Source organism: Sphingomonas qilianensis, from assembly GCF_039614825.1.
Taxonomy (GTDB): Bacteria; Pseudomonadota; Alphaproteobacteria; order Sphingomonadales; family Sphingomonadaceae; genus Sphingomonas; species Sphingomonas qilianensis.
On the sequence record NZ_JBDIMF010000002.1, the window covers coordinates 374492 to 395072 of the forward strand.

18 protein-coding genes are annotated in these 20581 nt (G+C 67.4%); 7 read left to right on the forward strand and 11 right to left on the reverse strand.

Going from position 1 to position 20581, the window contains the following annotated elements; genetic code table 11:
* Nucleotides 1-83: 83 nt before the first annotated feature.
* Nucleotides 84-974 (reverse strand): LysR substrate-binding domain-containing protein, encoded by an 891-nt coding sequence (locus ABC969_RS08285; protein ID WP_345864202.1) that lies wholly within the window; start codon nt 972-974, stop codon nt 84-86.
* A 333-nt stretch (nt 975-1307) separates the two neighbouring features.
* Between ABC969_RS08285 and ABC969_RS08290 the strand changes: the two genes are divergently transcribed.
* Nucleotides 1308-3599 (forward strand): CDC48 family AAA ATPase, encoded by a 2292-nt coding sequence (locus ABC969_RS08290; RefSeq protein WP_345864203.1) that lies wholly within the window; start codon nt 1308-1310, stop codon nt 3597-3599.
* A 68-nt stretch (nt 3600-3667) separates the two neighbouring features.
* Here the strand turns inward: ABC969_RS08290 and ABC969_RS08295 are convergent, their stop codons facing one another.
* The 4 genes from ABC969_RS08295 to ABC969_RS08310 form a co-directional block, all read right to left on the reverse strand.
* On the reverse strand, nt 3668-5062 hold the full coding sequence (locus tag ABC969_RS08295) for a UdgX family uracil-DNA binding protein (protein WP_345864204.1): 1395 nt from the start codon (nt 5060-5062) through the stop codon (nt 3668-3670).
* Nucleotides 5063-5164: 102 nt separating this feature from the next.
* On the reverse strand, nt 5165-5650 hold the full coding sequence (locus ABC969_RS08300) for a hemerythrin domain-containing protein (RefSeq protein WP_345864205.1): 486 nt from the start codon (nt 5648-5650) through the stop codon (nt 5165-5167).
* Nucleotides 5651-5717: 67 nt separating this feature from the next.
* Nucleotides 5718-6965 carry a putative DNA modification/repair radical SAM protein gene (locus tag ABC969_RS08305; RefSeq protein ID WP_345864206.1) on the reverse strand — a complete coding sequence of 416 codons (1248 nt, stop codon included), beginning with the start codon at nt 6963-6965 and terminating at the stop codon, nt 5718-5720.
* 83 nt (nt 6966-7048) lie between these two features.
* Complete coding sequence (locus ABC969_RS08310; protein WP_345864207.1) at nt 7049-7177, reverse strand: hypothetical protein; 129 nt, start codon at nt 7175-7177, stop codon at nt 7049-7051.
* Nucleotides 7178-7380: 203 nt separating this feature from the next.
* On the opposite strand from ABC969_RS08310, the gene ABC969_RS08315 reads away from it, so the two are divergent.
* Nucleotides 7381-8613: a hypothetical protein gene (locus tag ABC969_RS08315; protein WP_345864208.1), complete on the forward strand. Its 1233-nt coding sequence runs from the start codon at nt 7381-7383 to the stop codon at nt 8611-8613.
* Here ABC969_RS08315 and smc read toward each other — a convergent pair.
* The 4 genes from smc to ABC969_RS08335 are packed head-to-tail and all read right to left on the reverse strand — an operon-like array spanning nt 8558 to nt 13996.
* Nucleotides 8558-11959 carry a chromosome segregation protein SMC gene (gene smc, locus ABC969_RS08320; protein ID WP_345864209.1) on the reverse strand — a complete coding sequence of 1134 codons (3402 nt, stop codon included), beginning with the start codon at nt 11957-11959 and terminating at the stop codon, nt 8558-8560. The two genes, ABC969_RS08315 and smc, sit on opposite strands and share 56 nt — an antisense overlap.
* A gap of 33 nt (nt 11960-11992) precedes the next feature.
* Nucleotides 11993-12733, reverse strand: coding sequence for a thioredoxin domain-containing protein (locus ABC969_RS08325; RefSeq protein WP_345864210.1), 741 nt, complete (start codon nt 12731-12733; stop codon nt 11993-11995).
* A 19-nt stretch (nt 12734-12752) separates the two neighbouring features.
* Nucleotides 12753-13448, reverse strand: a complete 696-nt coding sequence (locus ABC969_RS08330; RefSeq protein WP_345864211.1) for a thioredoxin domain-containing protein — start codon at nt 13446-13448, stop codon at nt 12753-12755.
* Complete coding sequence (locus ABC969_RS08335) at nt 13445-13996, reverse strand: DUF721 domain-containing protein (RefSeq protein WP_380808055.1); 552 nt, start codon at nt 13994-13996, stop codon at nt 13445-13447. Before ABC969_RS08335 ends, ABC969_RS08330 begins: the two co-directional genes overlap by 4 nt.
* A 47-nt stretch (nt 13997-14043) precedes the next feature.
* Between ABC969_RS08335 and ABC969_RS08340 the strand changes: the two genes are divergently transcribed.
* From ABC969_RS08340 to nudC, 3 genes are read left to right on the forward strand one after another with little or no spacing between them, the layout of a single operon-like run.
* Nucleotides 14044-15060, forward strand: coding sequence for an A/G-specific adenine glycosylase (locus ABC969_RS08340; protein ID WP_345864314.1), 1017 nt, complete (start codon nt 14044-14046; stop codon nt 15058-15060).
* Nucleotide 15061: 1 nt separating this feature from the next.
* Nucleotides 15062-16483, forward strand: a complete 1422-nt coding sequence (locus ABC969_RS08345) for a serine hydrolase domain-containing protein (protein ID WP_345864213.1) — start codon at nt 15062-15064, stop codon at nt 16481-16483.
* A complete protein-coding gene (gene nudC / locus ABC969_RS08350) occupies nt 16480-17349 on the forward strand; it encodes an NAD(+) diphosphatase (protein WP_345864214.1) in 870 nt (289 codons plus the stop codon). The genes ABC969_RS08345 and nudC overlap by 4 nt, the downstream gene beginning before the upstream one ends.
* 414 nt (nt 17350-17763) lie before the next feature.
* Here the strand turns inward: nudC and ABC969_RS08355 are convergent, their stop codons facing one another.
* Together ABC969_RS08355 and ABC969_RS08360 are read right to left on the reverse strand one after the other, a co-directional pair.
* The gene (locus ABC969_RS08355) at nt 17764-17910 is read right to left on the reverse strand and encodes a hypothetical protein (RefSeq protein WP_345864215.1); all 147 of its coding nucleotides are present in this window, start codon (nt 17908-17910) and stop codon (nt 17764-17766) included.
* Nucleotides 17911-17953: 43 nt separating this feature from the next.
* Complete coding sequence (locus ABC969_RS08360; protein ID WP_345864216.1) at nt 17954-18397, reverse strand: MerR family transcriptional regulator; 444 nt, start codon at nt 18395-18397, stop codon at nt 17954-17956.
* Between the two features lie 341 nt (nt 18398-18738).
* On the opposite strand from ABC969_RS08360, the gene ABC969_RS08365 reads away from it, so the two are divergent.
* Both ABC969_RS08365 and ABC969_RS08370 read left to right on the forward strand, forming a co-directional pair.
* Nucleotides 18739-19155, forward strand: a complete 417-nt coding sequence (locus ABC969_RS08365; RefSeq protein WP_345864217.1) for a DUF2147 domain-containing protein — start codon at nt 18739-18741, stop codon at nt 19153-19155.
* A 47-nt stretch (nt 19156-19202) separates the two neighbouring features.
* Nucleotides 19203-20492: an OmpP1/FadL family transporter gene (locus ABC969_RS08370; RefSeq protein ID WP_345864218.1), complete on the forward strand. Its 1290-nt coding sequence runs from the start codon at nt 19203-19205 to the stop codon at nt 20490-20492.
* Nucleotides 20493-20581: the final 89 nt, after the last annotated feature.

The following is a 20581-nucleotide window of genomic DNA, read 5'->3' on the forward strand; positions in this document are numbered from 1 at the left end:
AGCGGCTTAGGCGCAGCAGGAGCCGCACGAGACCCCAGCGTGCGCTGGGGTGACGATTGAGGAGAGAGGGCAGTTAAGCGCCGTCAGATCCCCGGATCGGCCACTGCCTCGATCAGCCAGTCATGAAACAGCTTCACCGGCTTTTGCGTAAGCGCGCGGGGGCGGCAGACGAACCAGTAGCTGTACGGACTTTCGACCGGAATATCGAACAGACGTACGAGCCGCTCGTCATGCGCATCGGCGAAATGGCTTTCGTGCATGAAGGCGACGCCCAGACCCTGCGCCGCGGCCTCCAGCATCAGCGCGCCCGAATCGAAATGATCGATCGCCAGCGGCTCCATGTCGCGCAAGCCCGCCGCCTTGCGCCAGGCCGTGAACGTATCCGCCATCTCGCGGTGCACCAGCGCGGTGAGCCCGGCGAGCTGCTCGGGGCGGGTGACCGGATTGGGCCCCTGCAGTAGCGACCTGGCGCCGATGACATAGACCGAATTGCGATCGAGCCGTTTGGCATACAGGCCCGGATCGATCTCGCGCGCCAAGGCGATCACCGCATCGAGCCCGTCGCCGAGCCGCGAGACGCCGTGCCCCGCCGTATCGATATCGAGATGCAGTTCGGGATGTTTCGCACGCAATTCGGGCAGCCGCGGGAACAGCCGCTGCGAGGCGAACAACGGCAGGATGCCCAGCCGCAGCCGCAACACCTCGGTGCCGCTGGTCATCATCTCGACCGCATCGGAGAGGCTGTCGATCGCCGGCGCGATCTGCGCCAGCAGCCGTTCGCCATCCATGTTGAGTACCAGCGCCTGATGGCGACGCTCGAACAGCGGTTTATCGATGAAGCGCTCGAGCGCCTGCACCCGGCGGCTGAGCGCGGGGGGCGACAGCGCCAGCTCCTGCGACGCGGCCTTGATCGAGCCCAGGCGGGCGACCTGCACAAAGGCCTCGATCGCGGTAAGGGGCGGCAATCTACGCATCAAAACTCCATCGGTGTGCAACGCTGTGCGCCGCACCAACCATTTCTGCACCGTAACGATCGTTTGTCCAAGCACGCCTAAGGCCATGATTGCAGCAATTGCAATCGTACCGGATCCTTTCGCACTTGCACAATATGCGTTCGGCCGCCACTTGAGCGGTGCCTTTCAGGCATCCTCTCCTAAAACTTTCAAGGCCGGTTCCCTCGGGAGCCGGCCCTTTTTTTGCTCTGCGCGCCTGGCCAGCGCGGCCTAATCATGCCGCCCGGCTCGTATAAGCGGAACCGGGCCCCTATCTCCCGCGCTGACATACTTCAGCGTTCGAAGAGAGAGTTGATGGCCGACAGCGAAAACCCCGTACGCAAATTGCAGGTAGCCAATGCGCGCCCCGAAGATAGCGGGCGCGGGCTGGCGCATGTGCCGCGGTCCTTGATGGCGGCACTGGCCTTGATCGAAGGCGATGTGATCGAGATCGTCGGCAAATCCAGCACGCCCGCGCGCGCCGTCGCCCCCTATGCCGAGGACGAAGGGCTGGAAATCGTGCGCATCGATGGCCTGCAGCGCGCCAATGCCGGGGTCGGATCGGGTGATTTCGTCGAGGTGCGCAAGGTTGAATCGAAGCCGGCGACGCGCGTCGTATTCGCCCCCGCGCAGCAGAATCTGCGGCTGCAGGGCTCGTCACAGGCGCTCAAGCGCACCTTTCTCGGCCGCCCGCTGACGCAGGGCGACATCGTCGCCACGGCGGGGCAACAGCGCGTCGACAATATGCCGCCGGGCGTGCAGCAATTCCTCCGTGCGCCGGCTTATGCGCTGCAGGAAATCCGCCTTGCGGTGATTTCGACCACGCCGAAGGGCGTCGTGCATGTCGACGAGACGACCGAAATCGAGCTGCGCCCCGAATATGAGGAGCCCAAGGAAGCGCGCCGCGCCGATGTCACCTATGACGATATCGGCGGCATGGCGGGCACGATCGATCAGCTGCGCGAGATGGTCGAACTGCCGCTGCGCTACCCCGAACTGTTTCAGCGGCTCGGCGTCGACCCGCCCAAGGGCGTATTGCTCTATGGCCCGCCGGGCACCGGCAAGACGCGGCTCGCGCGCGCCGTGGCCAATGAATCCGCCGCCGAATTCTTCCTGATCAACGGGCCCGAGATCATGGGCTCGGCCTATGGCGAATCCGAACAGCGGCTGCGCCAGGTGTTCGAGGAAGCGCAGAAGGCGTCCCCCTCGATCGTGTTCATCGACGAGATCGATTCGATCGCGCCCAAGCGCGGGCAGGTGTCGGGCGAAGCGGAAAAGCGGCTGGTCGCGCAATTGCTGACGCTGATGGACGGGCTGGAGGCGCGCGCCAATGTGGTGGTGATCGCGGCCACCAACCGCCCCGAGGCAATCGACGAGGCCCTGCGCCGGCCGGGCCGGTTCGATCGCGAGATCGTCGTCGGCGTGCCCGATGAACGCGGCCGCCGCGAGATTCTGGGCATTCACACGCGCGGCATGCCGCTGGGCGACAAGGTCGATCTGGATGAACTGGCCAGCACGACCTATGGCTTTGTCGGCGCCGATATCGCCGCGCTGGCGCGCGAAGCGGCGATCGAGGCGGTGCGCAAGATCATGCCGCGCATCAACCTGGCCGAAGGCACGATCCCGCCCGAGGTGCTGGACGAACTCGCCGTCACGCGCGAGGATTTCCTCGATGCGCTGAAGCGCGTGCAGCCGAGCGCGATGCGCGAAGTGATGGTCGAGGCGCCCAAGGTGCGGTGGGACGATGTCGGCGGGCTGGACGGCGCGCAGGCGCGGCTCAAGGAAGGCGTGGAACTGCCGCTCAAGGATCCCGACGCGTTCCGCCGGCTGGGCATCCGCCCGGCCAAGGGCTTTCTGCTTTACGGCCCCCCCGGCACCGGCAAGACGCTGCTCGCCAAGGCAGTGGCGCGCGAGGCCAAGGCCAATTTCATCGCCACCAAATCGAGCGACCTGCTGAGCAAATGGTATGGCGAGAGCGAGCAGCAGATTGCGCGCCTGTTCAGCCGCGCGCGGCAAGTGGCGCCGTGCGTGCTGTTCATCGACGAACTCGATTCGCTGGTGCCGACGCGCGGCAGCGGGATGGGCGAGCCACAGGTGACCGAACGCGTGGTCAACACGATCCTGGCCGAGATGGATGGGCTGGAGGAGTTGCAATCGGTCGTCGTGATCGGGGCGACCAACCGGCCCAACCTGATCGATCCGGCGCTGCTGCGGCCGGGCCGGTTCGATGAGCTGATCTATGTCGGGCTGCCCGATGCGCCGGGGCGCGCGCGGATCCTGAAGATCCAGACGGCCAAGATGCCGCTGGCGGACGATGTCGATCTGGAGGCGCTGGCGGCGCGCGCGGATCGCTTTACCGGTGCGGATCTGGGCGATCTGGTGCGGCGCGCCGGGCTGATCGCGCTGCGCCAGTCGCTGTCGGTGGCGCAGGTGACGATGGCGCATTTCGAGGAAGCGCTGACCGACTCGCGGGCCTCGGTGACGCCGGACATGGAGCGCGATTATCAGCAGATCGCCGCGCAACTGAAGCAGGATGCGGCGGCATTGCAGCCGATCGGGTTCGTCTCCCCCGGCCAATTGCGCGCGCGGGAGGCAGGCGGCGCCTGAGCGCCGCTGAGGATAGGCGGTCGCCGGCATAGGTCGGCGACCCTGTCCGGCAGCCGCCGGGAGGATGCTCAGGGCGCCGCGATCCGTGCCGCCGCGGCGCGCAGATCCTCGACAAACCGGGCATATTCCGCGCGTTTGGCCGCCTCGTCGGGCAGGCGCAGCAGGAAGCTCGGATGGACCGTGATCCATGCTTCGCCGCCGCCCTCGGGCAGTTCCAGCGCGCGCCCGCGTTCACGCCCGATCGTCACCACGCGGCCGAACAAGCTGCGCGCCGCGGTCGCGCCCAGCGCCACGGTGACCTGGGGCTTTACCAGCATGCGTTCCTGATCGATCCACCAGCGGCACGCCTCGATCTCGCCCGCGCCGGGTTTTGAATGGATGCGCCGCTTGCCGCGCTGCTCGAATTTGAAATGCTTTACCGCGTTGGTGACATAGACCTGCGCGCGATCGATTCCTGCCTCGGCGATGGCGCGATCGAACACCTGCCCCGCCGGGCCGACGAACGGACGCCCGGCCAGATCCTCCTGATCGCCCGGCTGCTCGCCGACGAACATCAGCCGCGCCGCGACCGGGCCTTCGCCGAACACGGTTTGCGTTGCGGGCTTGTACAACGGGCAGCGCGCGCAGCCCGCCGCCTCGTCGCGGAGCGCCGCCCAGGCCAATTGAATGTTCCCGCCCACCGCGTCGCGCGCCGTGCTGATCATGCCGGCCTCGCGCGCCTGCGCGCCGGCGATCAGCCCCGGGACCAGCGCGGTCTCGGGCATGTTCTTCCAGTAGCGCCGCGGCATTTCCTTGAGCATCGCGCCGACCTTCAGCCGCGCGGGATTGAAGATCGAGGCGTAATAGGTCTTCCACACATCCTCGATCGGGTCGCCGCCCGGCGCATCGCTCTTGGCAGCACCCGGGCCTTCCTCCAGTTTCTTGCCATCCCAGTGGATCGCAATGTCGGGCGTGAGGATCGACCAGTGCATGCTGGCGAAGCGATCGATGAAGAACGCGGCATTGGTGCGCACGATATGGTGATCGGGCTCGAACCAGGCGACGAAGCGCGGGCCGCCGCCATCGTCCAGTTCGCGGAAGCGCACGAAAGCGCGCATCTTGTGGATATCGCGGCGCACGTCCTTGGCCAGCAGATCGAGCCGGCGGAGCAGCGGATCGGCATGGTCCTCCATCAGCTTGGGCTCGGTGCGCAGCCGGGCGAGCAAGGTATAGAGCAGGCTGAAGCGCGTGGGGTCGCGGTGCAGCACGACGCTGCGCGCGAGATCGAGAAAGGCGCGGGGGACGGAGAAGCCGCCCGCCGGCGGGGCGGGGGGCGGGGCGCTGTCGGCGGCGAACAGATCGGTCGGCCCGTCGCCGACCTGCCAGACGACGTCGGACGCGGGGATGGCCTCGGCGGCGAGGCCGCGGGCGGCATCACGCCAGCCGTCGAAATCGTCTTCGTCCGTGAGGGTTACGAGTCTCACCTAAGCGTCACCCCAGCGAACGCTGGGGTCTTTGTGGGGCGAGCGTGGCGCACGCCCCGATGAGATCCCAGCTTTTGCTGGGATGACGGACAAAGGGCTCGCTCACTCGCGCGCGTCGCCGCCCGCCGGCTCGGCCTCGGCGCGTTCCAGTTCCGCGGGCTTGCGCTCCTCGAACACCTGGGCGAGCTTTGCTTCCTCGTCGTCGGAAAGCTCGTCCGCCGCCGCCGGGAACATCTCCTGCTCTTCCTCGTCGATATGATGCTCGTAGCGATGACGCATCTTGTCGAACGTCTTGCGCCATGTGTCGCTGGCCGAATCCAGCTCGGCCATCTCGCCGAAGAAATCGTCGATCTCCTTATGCTCGGAGACCGAGTGGCGCGCATCGTCGCGCAGATCGGGCTTGCCCAGCATCATCGCGTAGAGCGACTCTTCCTCTGCCGCGGCATGCGCCGAGACCTCGATGCGGAACGCCGCGAACAGACGGTCGCGCTCGGCATCGCCCGGCGCGGTGCTGGCGATCTGCACGAGCAATTCGCGGTGGCGATCGTGATCGGCTTTGAGATCGGCGAAGATGCGGGCGTCGGCCATGTCGTGCTCCTGAGGGGTTGGCAGCACAACCGATCTTGCGCGCGCTTGTTTCAGTTGCGACTCGTTTTCACGCAAACAGCTCGAGCTGTTCCTTTTTGGGTGCGATCACCGGGCGCAGATCGGCGCGATCGCTCAGCGCCAGCGGGCGCCAGTCATCGGCGATCAGGAATGGCCGCACCTTGGCGATCGACTGCGTCAGCCGCCCGACATCGGCCAGGCTGAGCCGCCGCCAGCGCCGCGCGGCAAGGATATTGCTCACGGCTTTGACGCCCAGCCCCGGTACGCGCAGCAGCATCTCGCGCGGGGAGCGGTTGACGTCGACCGGGAAGGAGCCGCGGAATTTGAGCGCCCAGGCGAGCTTGGGATCGATATCCAGCGGCAGCATGCCCGTCGCCTGGTCGGTCGCCGCCACCACATCGGCGGGCGTGTAATCGTAGAAGCGCATCAGCCAGTCGGACTGGTACAGGCGATGCTCGCGCATCAGCGGCGGGCGCTTGAGCGGCAGGATCGCGCTGGCATCGGGGATCGGCGAGAAGGCGGAATAATAGACGCGATGCAACCCGAAGCGGTCGTACAGGCCGGAAGCCTTGGTGACGATGTCGCCATCGGTCGCCGCATCCGCGCCGACGATCATCTGCGTCGATTGCCCGGCGGGGGCAAAGCGCGGCGCCGATTTGTAACGCTTCTTGGCATCCGCCGTGTCGATGATCGCGGTCTTCATTTCCTTCATCGCGGTCTCGATCCGGCCTTCGGATTTTTCCGGCGCGAGCCGTTTCAAGCCGCTGGCGGTGGGCAGTTCGACGTTGATCGAGACGCGATCGGCATAAAGGCCGGCCTGATGGACCAGCTCCGGATCGGCGTCGGGGATCGTTTTCAGATGGATATAGCCGCGGAAATGATGATCCTCGCGCAAGCTGCGCGCGACCTCGACGATCTGCTCCATCGTGTAATTGGATGAGCCGATGATGCCGGAGGAGAGAAACAACCCCTCGATATAATTGCGGCGATAGAAAGCGAGCGTGAGATTGACCACTTCGGGCGCGGTAAAGCGCGCGCGGCGCACGTTGCTGCTCTTGCGGTTGATGCAGAAATGGCAATCGAAGATGCAGCTGTTGGTCAGCAGGATCTTGAGCAGGCTGATGCAGCGGCCATCCGGCGCATAAGCGTGGCAGATACCCATGCCGCCATCGGTGGAGCCGATGCCCTTGCCGTCGCGCGAGTTGCGTTTCGAGGTGCCGGAGGACGAGCAGGAAGCATCATATTTGGCCGCATCGGCGAGAATGGCGAGCTTTTGCTGAACGTCGAGTTGGGCCATGCGTTCGGCATATGTTCTTATAGGGGCAATGTCGATAGATCAGGCTCAAGCCGGCCCGGAACGACCGGGCCGGCTTTCATCCATCAGATCATGCCGAAATAGCGCAGCACGGCGACGGCGACGATCAGCACGGTGATGGCGAGAATGATGTTGGCGACATTGAAGCTGCTCTTGGCGACGACGACGCGTTCGTCGGAATTGATCTCGGACATGATGGGACTCCCTGGTGTTTTCAGGCGACAAACAAGCGAGTGGGAAATGTTGTTCCGTGTGGGAAATGAATTGCGCGCTGAAGTAGCAAATGCGTCACGGACTTGTTCCGGGGTCTGCCGTGCCGCTAGGACGCGCACTGCAATGGCGCGTGGCGGAAGCCGCTTGGCAGACCCCGGAACAGATCCGGGGTGACGGGGGATTTATGGAAGTCGATAACCGTACTCGCCTCCCCTATCTCGTGCTCGGCCTGACCTGCCTGTTCGGATATTTCTTCAAGGCGCATTGCGGCATCGGGTGGATCGACGGCATCCAGTATACCAGCGGCTGCTACAGCGATGTGGTGCCGTTCTGGGGGCTGCGCGGGGTGGCCGACGGGGCGGTGCCGTATCTGCAGGCGCGGATGGAATATCCCGTGCTGACCGGCGCGCAGATCTGGATCGAGGGGGGCATTGCGCGCCTGATCGGTGGCGCGGGGGCTAACCCGGCGACCTTTCTGTTCGTCGTCGTGGCGGTCAATAGCGGGCTCGCCTTTGTCATCCTGTGGCTGATGCAGCGCGCCGGCGTGCCGCGGGCGCGGCTGTATGCCTGGTCGGCGGCGCCGCCGTTGATCCTGTATCTCGGGCATAATTGGGATCTGGCGGCGGCGGCGCTGGCGGTTGCGGCGATGCTCGCGGCGCGGCGCGGGGCGGCATTCCGCGCCGTGCAGTTTGCTGCGCTGGGGGCGGCGGCCAAGCTGTTTCCCGTGCTGCTGCTGCCCTTGGTCGGGCTTGGCGCGCTGTTCCGCCGCGATACCGCATGGCGCGATCGCCTCCTCTCCACCGCGCTGCTGGCGCTCACGGCGGTGCTGGCATGGGGCGCGGTCAATCTGCCCGTGGCGCTCGCCGCCTTTACCAACTGGTCCGAATTCTACGCCTTTTCCGGCGCGCGCAGCGGCACGGCGGCATCGGTGTGGGAATTGCTCGCCGCGTTCGGCGTGTGGCAGGCGCCCGTTCCGCTACGCAACGTGGCGAGCTTCGCCGCCTTCATGATCGGCGCGGGTGCGATCGTGCTGCTCGGCTGGCGCCGGCACGGCGACCGGCTGTGGCTGTTGTTCACGCCCGTGCTGGCCTGGTTCCTGCTGACCAACAAAGTCTATTCGCCGCAATTCGATCTGTGGCTCTATCCGTTGCTGGTGCTGACGAGTTATCGCTTATGGCCGCTCGCCTGGTTCGCGCTGGGCGATGTGGCGGCCCATTTCGCCGAATTCTGGTGGTTTGCCGGGATGGAAGGGCGCACCCCCTCCGCCACGATGAACGATATCGCGCTTGCCGCCGCGTTCCGCGGGGCGGCGATGCTGTGGATCATCGTCGCGGCGCTGCGCCAGCCCGCGCCCGATTGGGTCACGCCGCCAGCAGACTCTCCGCGCCACCCAGATCGACCGATACCAATCGGCTGACCCCCTGCTCGATCATCGTCACGCCGAACAGGCGGTGCATGCGGCTCATCGTCACGGCATTGTGCGTGACGATCAGATAGCGCGTCTGCGTCTCGCGCGTCATCGCATCGAGCAATCCGCAGAAGCGCTCGATATTGGCGTCGTCGAGCGGCGCATCGACCTCGTCGAGCACGCAGATCGGCGCGGGATTGGTCAGGAACAGCCCGAAGATCAAAGCGACGGCGGTCAGCGCCTGTTCGCCGCCCGAGAGCAAGGTGAGCGATTGCAGGCGCTTGCCTGGCGGCTGCGCCATGATCTCCAGCCCGGCCTCCAGCGGATCGTCCGAATCGATCAGTTCGAGATGCGCCTGCCCGCCGTTGAACAAGGTGGTGAACAGCCGCTGGAAATGGCCGTTGACCGCCTCGAACGCGGCCAGCAGCCGCTGCCGGCCTTCGCGATTGAGCGTGCCGATCGAGCCGCGCAGCCGGTTGACCGCCAGCCCCAGTTCCTCGCGCTCGGCGGCATTGCCGCTGCTCGCCGATTCCAGCTCGGCCAGCTCGCGTTCGGCGACCAGATTGACCGGGCCGATACGGTCGCGCTCGACCGTCAGCCGGTCATGCGCCTGGTTTTCGTCGGCCGGATTGCCGACGCTATCGATCGCAAAGCCGATCCGCTCGGGCAATACCGGCGCCGGGCATTCAAACCGCTCGCCCGACAGGCGGCCCAGATCGACGCGGCGCAATTCCTGGTTTTCGGCGCGCGCCACGGCGCCGGCGCGAACTTCGCGCGCCGCCGACAATGCCTCATTGGCTTGCCGCGCCACCGCTTCGGTATCGCGCACCAAGGTTTCTGCGGCGCGTTCGGCGGCGTGCGCCGTTTCCGCCTCGGCGCGCGCTGCCTGATGCGTGGCATCCAGCGCCGCGATCGCGGTGTCGATCTGCGCCGGCGTATCGGCCAGCGCCGCCGCCTCCCGCGCGAGCTCCGTATCGCGCTTGTCCATATCGGCAATGCGCCGTGCGGCCTCGCCGGCGCGCGCGCGCCAGCCCTTGGCCTCGCCCGTGCCGCCGGCCAGCCGATCGCGATCCTGCGCCAGCGCACGATCCAGCGCGGTGCGATCGGCGCGCGCGGTGGCCACAGCAGTGCGGCGCCGCTCGGCATCGGCGGAGAGAGCCGCCACGCGGCCACGCGTCGCGCTGCCATCGGGGAGCGCCGCCCTGGCATGGATCGCGGCGTCGAGCTCGGCTTGCGCTTCGGCCAGATCGGCGGCGATCCGGTCACGCCGCGCCTCCAGATCGGCGCGTTGCGTGGCCAGCCGTTCCAGCGCGGCGGCGGCGCGATCCTCCGCTTTGGCGGCCTCGCGTGCTTGCGCCTCGGCGGCGGTCAGCGCCTGCCGCGCGCCGCCGGCACGGTGCTTCGCAGCGGCAATGTCCTGATCGATGCGCGCCAGCGCGGCCTCTGCCGCATCTACACCTGCCGCTGCTGCCGGTCGCTCGGCCGCGATCGCGCGCAGCCGGTTGAGCCGTTCGAGCCGCTCCGCCGCCGCCGCACCGCCCGATTTGGCGATATAGCCATCCCAGCGCCGCAGCACGCCGCCGCGCGTCACCAGCCGCTGCCCGACCGCCAGGGGCTGGCCATCATCCGCATCCGCGACGAACACTTGCGCCAGCCGCCGCGCCAATACGGCGGGGGCTGCGACATGAGCGGCCAGCGCGATCGTGCGCGGTGGGGCAGGGGGATCGCCGGGCAGCGCCGTCGCGCCCCCCCAGAACCGCTCGGTGGCCGCGTCCAGCCCGGCTTCCAGATCATCGCCCAGCGCCGCCGCCAGCGCGCGCTCATATCCGGCATCGGCGCGCAGCTGATCGAGCACGCGCTCGCGCCCGCTATGCTGCGTCGCGCGGGTCAAGGCGGCGGCTTCGCTGTCGAGCGCGGAAAGATCGGCGCGCGCGGCGGCCCGCGCGGATTGCGCGCCGTCGCGTGCCTCGAGCGCGGCGCGCTCCTGCGCCTCCGCCTCGGCGAGCGCCGCGCGTGCCGCCTCGGCATCGTGCAGCGCCTGCGTCCGGCGGGTCGCGGCGTTGTCGCGTTCGGCGGCGAGCGGTGCCGCATCGCCGATCGCTTCGGCCTCGCTCGTCACGCGTGCCAGATCGCGCGCGCTGCGCTCGACGCGCGTGCGCGCCGCGGCCAGCGCGGCTTCCGCCACGCGTGCCTCGGCCGCTTCGCTGGCTTGCGCGGCGAGCGCCTGGGCCAATGCGACCTCGGCATCGCGCGCGGCGCGCTCCGCCACGGCCAGCGCGGCATCCATGCTCGGCAATTGCGCGGTGGCGTCGGCGATGCGCGCCTCCAGCGTTTTGCCATCGGCGGCAAGTCGGGCAAGCGCTTCGGCGGCGTCATGCGCCAGCGCGCCCTCGCGCTGGCGGTCGTCGGCCAGCCGCGTGCGGCTCTCCGCCAGTTCGCGCAGCCGGCGGTCGACCGTCGCGCGCTCGGTGCGCAGCGCGGCCAAGTGATGCCCCGCCTCGCTCGCGCGGTCGCGCGCCGCCAGCGCCGCGGCGCGCGCGCTGGCCAGCTGTTCCGCCGCCTGCTGTTGATAGGCGGCGGCGGCGCGCTGCTGCTCGGCGGTGTCGGCAACGCGCGTCTCCGCCGCCGCTGCCTCGGCCTTGGCGGCATCGGCGGCGGCCGCCGCTTCACGCCAGCGCGCGAAAATCGTTCGCGCTTCGGCCAGCCGGATCTGCTCCGATAGGGCGCGGTAGCGTTCGGCCTGCCGCGCCTGGCGCTTGAGCGCGGCGGCGCGCGCATCCTGATCGGCGATCACGTCATCGAGCCGCAGCAGATTGGCCTCGGTGGCGCGCAGTTTCTGCTCGGCATCCTTTCGCCGCACGTGCAGCCCGGCGATCCCCGCCGCTTCCTCCAGCATCGCGCGCCGTTCGGTCGGCTTGGCCGAGATCACCGCGCTGATCCGCCCCTGGCTGACCAGGGCGGGGGAATGTGCGCCCGTCGCCGCATCGGCGAACAGCAAGGCGACGTCCTTGGCGCGCACATCGCGCCCGTCGATGCGGTAAGCGGAGCCCGCGCCGCGCTCGATCCGGCGTACGATCTCGGTCTCCTCGGCGTCGGCGCCCTCGATCAGCATCGACACTTCGGCGAATTCGCGCGCCGGCCGCGTCGCGGTACCGGCGAAGATCACGTCTTCCATCCCCGCGCCGCGCAGCGACCGCGCAGACGTCTCGCCCATCGTCCAGCGCAGCGCTTCGAGCAGATTGGATTTGCCGCAGCCATTGGGGCCGACGATCCCCGTCAGCCCCGGCTCGATGCGCAGATCCGCCGGATCGACGAAGCTCTTGAAGCCCGACAGGCGGAGCCGCTTGATCTGCACTAGACTCTCGCGCCCTCGCTCAGACGTGAGGCGTCAGGCGCCCGCCGCCTTGAGCAACGGCTCGAGCGTCGACCAGCCAACCGCATCGGCCTTGGTGCCGTTGATCAGGAAGGTCGGCGTGCCGGTCACGCTGCCATCCTGCTGCGCGGCATCGCTGAACTTGGCCAGCGCATCGATCTTGGCCTTGTCGGCCAGGCAGGCGCGCGCCTGCGGCTCGGAAATGCCACGCTGCTTGACGAAATCGATCATGCCCATCTGCTCGGCCAGCGTGGTCAGCTGCTGTGCCGGGGTCTGGTTCTGGAGCTGCGCCTGTACCGCCGAGGACATGCCCTGCAGCTTGTCGAGATAGCTCGACTGGTTCTGGTACATCTGCTCGAGGAGCGGGAAGAACGGCTGCACGCCGGCGCAATTGCCGAGCAGGCCAAGCGCCAGATCGGGCGCGCCGTGGACGAAGAAATCGCGGAATTCGTAACTCACCTTGCCGGTGTTGACGTATTTTTCCGCCAGCGGGCGCATGCCCTCGCGGCCGAACTGGCCGCAGGTCGGGCACGAGCGCGAGCCATATTCGATGAGCTTGATCGGCGCGTTGGGGTTGCCCATGCGATGCCCGCCCTCGGGCGTGGCGACGACGGTTTCTTCCCACGTCTGGCCGGCGGGCGCGGTCACCGCGGCGACCGGCGTGGCGGGGGAATTGGCGGACACGTTGCCGCTGCTGTCATCGCCGCAGGCAGCGAGCGCGAGCGGCAGGAGGAGGCAGGCGATGGGCAGTTTCATGCGGGAATACTCCAAGGGATTATCTGGCGCCGGCGGCACGGAGGATCTTTTCCAGCCCCGCCCAATCGAGCGTGGCATAGGCTTTGCCATTGACCACGAAGGTCGGTGTGCCGCCCGGCTGCGGGGCGGAGGCGGCAGCGATCGCCTTCCAGGAGGCATCGCTCATGCGGGCGATCTGCAGCAACGCAGCGGTGTCATCGAAGCACGCGGTGAGCGCGGCATCGCTCAGCCCGCGCGCCTTGCCGATCTCGGCCAGCCCCGCGCCATAGGCCAGCGCGCGCAGCTTTGCGCCTTGCGGATAGAGCGCCATGCGCGCGGCATTGGGCTGTTCGAAGCGAGTGCCGCGCTCGTACCAGTCTTCCTGCGTTGCGAAGATCCGCTCGCTGGTCGCGGCAAAGCCGGCCGGCCCGGTGCAGCGCGCGATCACCGTCGCGGCGAGATCGAGCCGGTCGCGCGTCGCGTGACGCAGTTCGACACGGGTCGAGCCCGAGCGAATGAACGTATCGCGCAGGGTCGGCGTCGAGGCCTGCGCATACCGTGCGCAATGCGGGCAGGTGTAGCTGAGATATTCGACCAGCTTCACCCTGGCCGCCGGATTGCCGATCACATAGGCGCCGTCGGCGCTGCGCGTGACGGCTTTGCTCCAATCGCGGGGAGCAGGGGCGGCCCCGGCCAGCAGCGGCAGCAGCAGCAACGCGAAAATCAGGCGGATCATTCGTCGTAATGTCCAGTCAGGGGGGCGATACGCGGCGGGCCGCTGGTGGCGGCGACGCCGGCGGCCAGCGCCTCCAGCACCGCTTTCAGTTCCGGATCGGCGATTGTCCGCAGGCTTTCGCCCAGGTCCGCCGGGATCGGCTTGAGCGAGGGGGGCGCGGCGCGGACGCGGGGCGCCGGCACGTCGCCCTGGCGCATCTGCACGCGCGCGATCGCGGCATAGCCGAAGAAGCGATTGACCCGGTCGATGATCTCGGGCGCGATATGCTGCATCATCGTGCCATGCGCGCCGCGCACCACCAGGTTGAGCGTGCCCTCGGCGCGCTTGCCCGGCGGGAAGCGGATCGATTCGGGCGCCGACACGCCGGCATAACGCGGCCCGACGATCTCCGCCCAGCGCGTCACGACCGCGCTCTGCACGAAGCCGAAGCGGCGGAAGGCGGCGCGCCCGGCATCGGGCAGCAACTCGGCCACGCTGCGCGCACGGCCACCGCGCACATGCTCGGGCTTGGGGGGAGGAACGGCGCGCTTGCTCATCTGGGGCTCCATGCCATAGCGGCACCGTGCCCGCAAAGCCCCGATCCATTTCTGCCGTGTTGTTAGCCTGGTATGATGCGCATGCCCGTACCCTGCCGTGGCGCGCGCCGCCGGGGGAGCCGGCACCGGACCCGTATCGCGTGTGGCTGTCCGAAATCATGCTGCAACAGACCACGGTGGCGACGGTGCGCCCCAAGTTCGCGCTGTTCACCGCGCGCTGGCCCGATTTCGCGGCGCTGGCGGCAGCGGACGAAGCCGAGGTGATGACCGCCTGGGCGGGGCTTGGCTATTATGCCCGCGCGCGCAACCTGATCGCCTGCGCCAAGGTCGTCACGGCGCGGCATGGCGGCGCGTTTCCCGGCACCGAGGCGGCGCTGCGCGCGTTGCCCGGCATTGGCGACTATACCGCCGCGGCGATCGCCAGCATCGCCTTCGGGCAGCGCGCGGTGGTGGTCGACGCCAATATCGAGCGCGTCGTCGCGCGGCTGTTCGCGATCGATCAGCCTTTGCCGGCGGCGCGCCCGGCGATCCGCGCCGCCGCCGATCGCATCGTGCCCGACATGCGCTCGGGCGATTTCGCGCAAGGCCTGATGGATTTGGGCTCGGGCATCTGCACGCCGCGCGCGCCCAAATGCCTGGCCTGCCCGCTCAATCACGACTGCGCCGGGTTCGCCAGCGGCGCGCCTGAAGCCTATCCGGTCAAGGCTGCCAAGGCGGCCAAGCCGCAGCGTTATGGCACGATCTTCTGGGCCGAGCGGCAGGGCCAGGTGCTGCTCGTCCGCCGCCCGCCACGCGGGCTGCTCGGCGGCATGCGCGCCTTGCCGACCGGGCCGTGGGCGGACGCCGCGCCGGGGCTGGCGGATCCGCCCACCGCGGCCGACTGGCGCCTGCTTGGTGGCACGGTCGCCCATGTTTTCACGCACTTCCGGCTCGAACTGGCGCTTGCCGTGGGCGTGCTGGACAGGCATTCGAACGCCGGCGAGTGGTGGCCGGTGGCCGAGCTCGATTCGGCCGGGTTGCCGACCGTTTTTGCCAAGGCCGGGGCTGCCATCCGGGCGGCGCTATCAGGAGACTGACATGATACGTTTTAAGCTTTTGGTATCCGCCGGCGCGCTCGCCACCATGCTTGCCGGCGCGGGCCTGGCGCAGCAGGCGGCGCCGCAGGTTCAGACGGCGCCGGCGCCGCAACAGGCCGGGCTCAAGCCGCAACGCGATCCGATAACCGCGGTCCCGTCGCTGCTGCCCACCACGCAGGCGGTGATCGAGGGGTATGTTCGCGACAACAAGATGCCCGGCATCACGGCCGCGTTCGGCGTGGCCGATAGGCCGACGATCTTCCTTTCCGCGGGCAAGATCGCCGACGGCGCCGGCGCGGCCCGCGCCGCGCCGGACAGCCTGTGGCGCGTCTATTCGATGACCAAGCCGATCACCGGCATGGCGGCGATGATGCTGGTCGAGGATGGCAAGATCGGGCTCGACGATCCGGTGAGCAAGTTCATCCCGGCGTTCAAGACCGTGACCGTGATTGATGGGCCGGACAGCCTGAAGAGCCATCCGGCCAAAAACCCGATCACTATCCGCATGCTGCTCACGCACAGCGCCGGGCTCGGCTACAGCACCGTCACCAAGGGCGCGTTGCTCGCGGAATATAACCGGCTCGGCATCAACCCGGCGCAGGTCAACAACCAGTTCGAGGCCGAAGCGCGCAAGAACCGCCCGGCCACGCTGGCGGACTTCGCCGATCGTGTCGCCAGCGTGCCGCTGATGTACGAACCCGGCACCAAATGGAGCTATTCGATCGGGCTCGACGTGATGGGCCGCGTGATCGAAGTGGCCAGCGGCATGAGCTTCGATGGCTTCGTGCAGCAGCGCATCTTCAATCCGCTGGGCATGACATCGAGCTATTGGACGGTGCCGCAGAGCGAGATCCCGCGCTTCGCCACCAATTACGCGTTCACCAAGGCCAGCATGGCGCAGATCAATCCGGCGTTCGATACGTCGAAGATCGACCCCAAGGCGCGCATGCCGCTCGATGCCGCGGCGACGTCGACCTGGCTCAAGAAGCCCAGCTTTCCCTATGGCGGCGCCGGGCTCGTCATGTCGGCGCGCGATTACGACGCGTTCCTGCACATGCTGCAGAATTACGGCACGTTGAACGGCACGCGCGTGATGAAGGAAGAGACGGCCCGGCTCGCCATGTCCAATCTGCTGCCCGCCGGCGTCACCTTCGGTGGCACCGTGGCCAGCACGGGCGGCAATACGGCGGGGCCGAAAATGGGCTTTGGCGCGGGCGGCTCGGTCTATCTCGAGGATTTCGCCGGCGGCGCGAGCAAGGGCACCTATGGCTGGGGCGGGGCGGCCGGCACGGTGGCGTTCGTCGATCCCGCGCGCCGCGTGCGCGGCACGATCATGGTCAATTATTTCCCCGGCGAAACCTATCCGCTGCGCCAGGAAGTGCTGCCCGCCTTCCTCAGCGATCTGGCGCGCTTCCAGAAGTGATCGGTTTCACCGGCAACACGCTCGACCGCGCCGATGACCTGCGCCACGATCCGGCGGCGTTCGCGGCGGCGGCGGGGGACTGGCGGGCACGGTGGCTCAGGCTGGATGGGCTGATGCCCGAAATCGGCGGCGACGGCCGGCTGGTCTGGACCACGCTCGCCGATCTGCCCGACGATGCCGTGCCGATCCTGCTCGGGCTGGCAGAGGGCCGGCCGCATTTTGCCGCGTTCTTGCCTGGCTTCCAGGCGAGCAGCGCGCCGGCGATGCGCAGCCCGGCGCTGATGGCGATGCTCGCCAATCTCGCGCCGGGCGAGGCGGCGATCTATGCCGCCGCGCGCAGCCTGATCGACTGGCATGCGCGGCACGGCTTCTGCGCCAATTGCGGCGCGGCAACGGACATTTATCGCGCCGGCTGGGCGCGCAAATGCCCCAGTTGCGCGGCGGAGCATTTCCCCCGCGTCGATCCGGTGGTGATCATGATCGCCGAACATGATGGCCGTGCGCTGCTCGGGCGCGGCAAGAACTGGCCGGCCGGGCGGTATTCCGCGCTGGCCGGCTTTCTCCAACCCGGCGAATCGGTCGAGGAAGCGGTTGCGCGCGAGATCGAGGAGGAATCGGGCGTGCGGGTGCGCGACGTCCGCTATATCGCCAGCCAGCCCTGGCCATTCCCCTCCTCGCTGATGATCGCCTGCGTCGCAACCGCCGACGACGATGCAATCACGCTCGACACGAACGAGCTGGAAGACGCCATGTGGGTGCCCCGCGCGATGGTCCGCGCGGTGCTGGCGGGCGAGGAGGGGCCATTCCTGCCGCCCCCGCCTTATGCCATCGCCTATACGCTGCTGACCGAGTGGGCGAAGGAGTAGCGGGGAGTCGGACGGCGGCTTTTTTTGTGGAAAGAGGAATGACCACTTTCGGGATCGTGCCATAGGAAGCCGACTGAATGCGCTTCAAATTGCGTCAGCTTTTTGCACCAGCGGATTAAGCGGCTTCTCGCCGTTTTCGGTCAGAAGCGTACGGGCTTACGTAAAAGATGGAAGTAATTGCTAGTACTGATCGGATCTTACATCCGTAGCAGAGATAAAGGCTGGTGATGGCGTCGCTAGGCCAGTCCACGATAGCGATGATACATGATAAGCGCGAAGAATGTTTAGTTCTGCGATAGGTTTATCATTAATAGATAAAGTGTAAACCGAGCGAAAAAAGCGGCTGTCGGCTTGATAATCACGCACCGTCTTCTTTAGTTGCGTCCGTATTGCCGGTTTAGATATTAGACTTTTTCATTGTTGGTGGTCAAGCACGCGCAAAATGCCCTTGCTGTCGCATTCGCTGCGCGCGTTTTGAATGCCCCGCGCGCTATAGCGGTCAACAGCGAACACCCAGAAAAGCCATCCCGCCACCAAGGCATAGAAGATTAATATTCTCATTCCGGCCTCCGCGACGCTTCCGCCCGCCGCTGCCAATCGCCGATCAGTGCCCGCCGCCCGCATGCGCGCCCGCGTCGTCCAGCCGGGCCCGCGGCGGTCGCCCGCGCCGCGCGGGGACGCGTGCCAGCGCCTGGCGCTCGATCTCTTCCAACTCGCTCAGCGTCTCGGCGATCGCCGCGCGCTGGCCCTCGAGCAGGTCGATGCGCTGGCGGCAGCGTTCGGCCAGCGCGCGCATCTGTTCCACATGCTGGGGATCGGCATCGTAGAGATCGAGAAACTCCTCGATATCGCGCAGCGAAAAGCCCAGCCTTTTGCCGCGCAGGATCAGTTGCATGCGCGCGATCTGCTTTTTGGTATAAGCGCGGATCGCGCCGACGCGGCACGGTGTGATCAGCCCCTTATCCTCATAGAAGCGCAACGTGCGCGGCGTGATGCTGAGCATCCGCGCGACTTCGTTGATACCGGTCAGATCCTCGTGCTCGGTCATCCGTCCCCCTGGGCGATGTATCCGCCCCGCTTACCTGCGGGGCGGCTGGCCAGGGTCCGTTGAGGATCGCCTGGCCGGCCATCGTTCTGCCACACGTGTCGCGCATTTCAGCGCGCTGGGGAAGCGCCTTCTTGGGGGCTGTTCGTCGCAAAAGCGCCGCTTCGCCAAATCAGCGTTGTTGACATGCCGGCAAACATTTCTACGGGACACGGTAGATGCCGTATACGTCAACGGGCGGACGCTTTCAGCGCCGCCCCGCCGACGAGAACAGACCGTATCATACGGCGCTGGCATCCAAGATTGTCGTTTTGCCCGGCACGCCCGGGCGGGAGAGGAAGAAAATGTCGCTATTGATTTTCGCCGCATTGCTTGCCGGGCCGACCGGCGCCGCCACCGCGGAAACCGTGCTCGGCCGCTGGAAGACGCAAACGCATAACGCGATCGTCGAGATCAGCCGCTGCGGCCCATCGATCTGCGGCAAGATCCTGAGCTCGGATGCGCTGCGCGCCAATCCGGCAATGAAGGATAGCAAGAACGCCGCCCCCGCGCTGCGCAGCCGCCCGATCCAGGGCATGCAGATGCTCAGCGGCTTCAAGCATGATGGCGATGGCGTGTGGAGCGCCGGCCAGGTCTACAATGCCGAGGACGGCAAGACCTATAGCGGCAAGATCACCCCGCTCGGCGCCAGCCAGCTCAAGCTGCGCGGCTGCGTATTCTTCCCGCTGTGCAAGACCCAGACCTGGACGCGCGTGCGCTAAAGCCGCCGCGTTCCGACCTTTAAAACATCTTCCAGAAAGTCCCCCCAATGTCGTTTCGTACCAAGGCCCCGTTGCTGGCCGTGTCCGCGCTTGTCTCCATGTTCGGTCTGCAGGGTGTGGCGCATGCCAATGCCTTTTATCTCGAGGAGCAGTCCGCGCGCGGCGCCGGCCGCGCCTTTTCGGGTGAAGGCGCCGATACCGGTGCCGATTCGCTGTGGTGGAACCCGGCGGCGATCGCCGGGATCGAGCAGAGCGAAGCGACCATCGCGGCGTCGGCCGTGCTCCCCAAGGGCGATGTGATCGACACCGGCACGCTGATCCGCCGCCCCGGGCAGACGTTTGTGCCGATCACCGGCAACCGCGTGTCGCGCGATCCGATCAACAAGGGCGTGGTGCCCACCGGCGCGTTTGCCTATCGCGTCAACGATCGCATCGCGCTCGGCGTGGCGGTGACCTCGCCGTTCAGCTTCACCACCGATTATGATGGCGACAGCTGGGCGCGCTACAGCGCGGACAAGACCAAGCTGATCACGATCGACATCCAGCCCTCGATCGGCGTGGTGGTGACCGATTGGTTGCGCGTCGGCGGTGCGCTCAACGTCGAATATACCGATGCCACGTTGAGCAACGCGCTGCCCAATATTTTGGCGAGCCAGGCCGATGGCCGGCAGGAGCTGAAGGGCAATGGCTGGGATTTCGGCTGGACCGCGGGCGTGCAGCTGCACAACGATTTCGCCACCGTCGGCATCAGCTACAAATCGAGCATCGAGCATAATCTGAAGGGCGATCTCAACGTCACGGGCCTCGTCGGCCCGCTCGCCGCGGGCAACGAATCGCTCTCGGGCATCAAGGCGCGCTTCAGCACGCCGGGGCAGGTGATCGTCGCCGGTCGCCTCCGCGCAACACAGGCGCTGACGCTCAATGCGCAGGTCGTTGCCTATAGCTGGAGCAAGTTCGACACGATCGATCTCGGCGCGCCGGTCAACCAGCAGATCCCGGAAAACTACCGGGACAGCTGGAGCCTGGCGGGCGGCCTCGATTATGCGCTCAGCCCCAAGGCGACGTTCCGTGCCGGCGTGAAGCGCGCGGTCACGCCGACGCAGGACGGCCAGCGCGATGCGCGCGTGCCGGATGCCAACCGCTGGGTCTACGCCGCCGGTGGCAGCTATCAGCTGACCCCGCGCTTCGGCATCGATGCCGGCGTCAACTATGTCGATTTCAAGGACACGACGATCGACCGCGCGACGATCGCCGCAGGGTCCACGATCATCACCAGCGGCCGGCTGGAAAATGCCAGCGCCGTGGTGCTGTCGCTCGGTGGCCGGGTGAAGTTCTAAATGTAAACGCGTCACCCCGGCGAAAGCCGGGGTCTCGTGCGGCGCTGTCGTGCACAGGCCGCTTGAGATCCCAGCTTGCGCTGGGATGA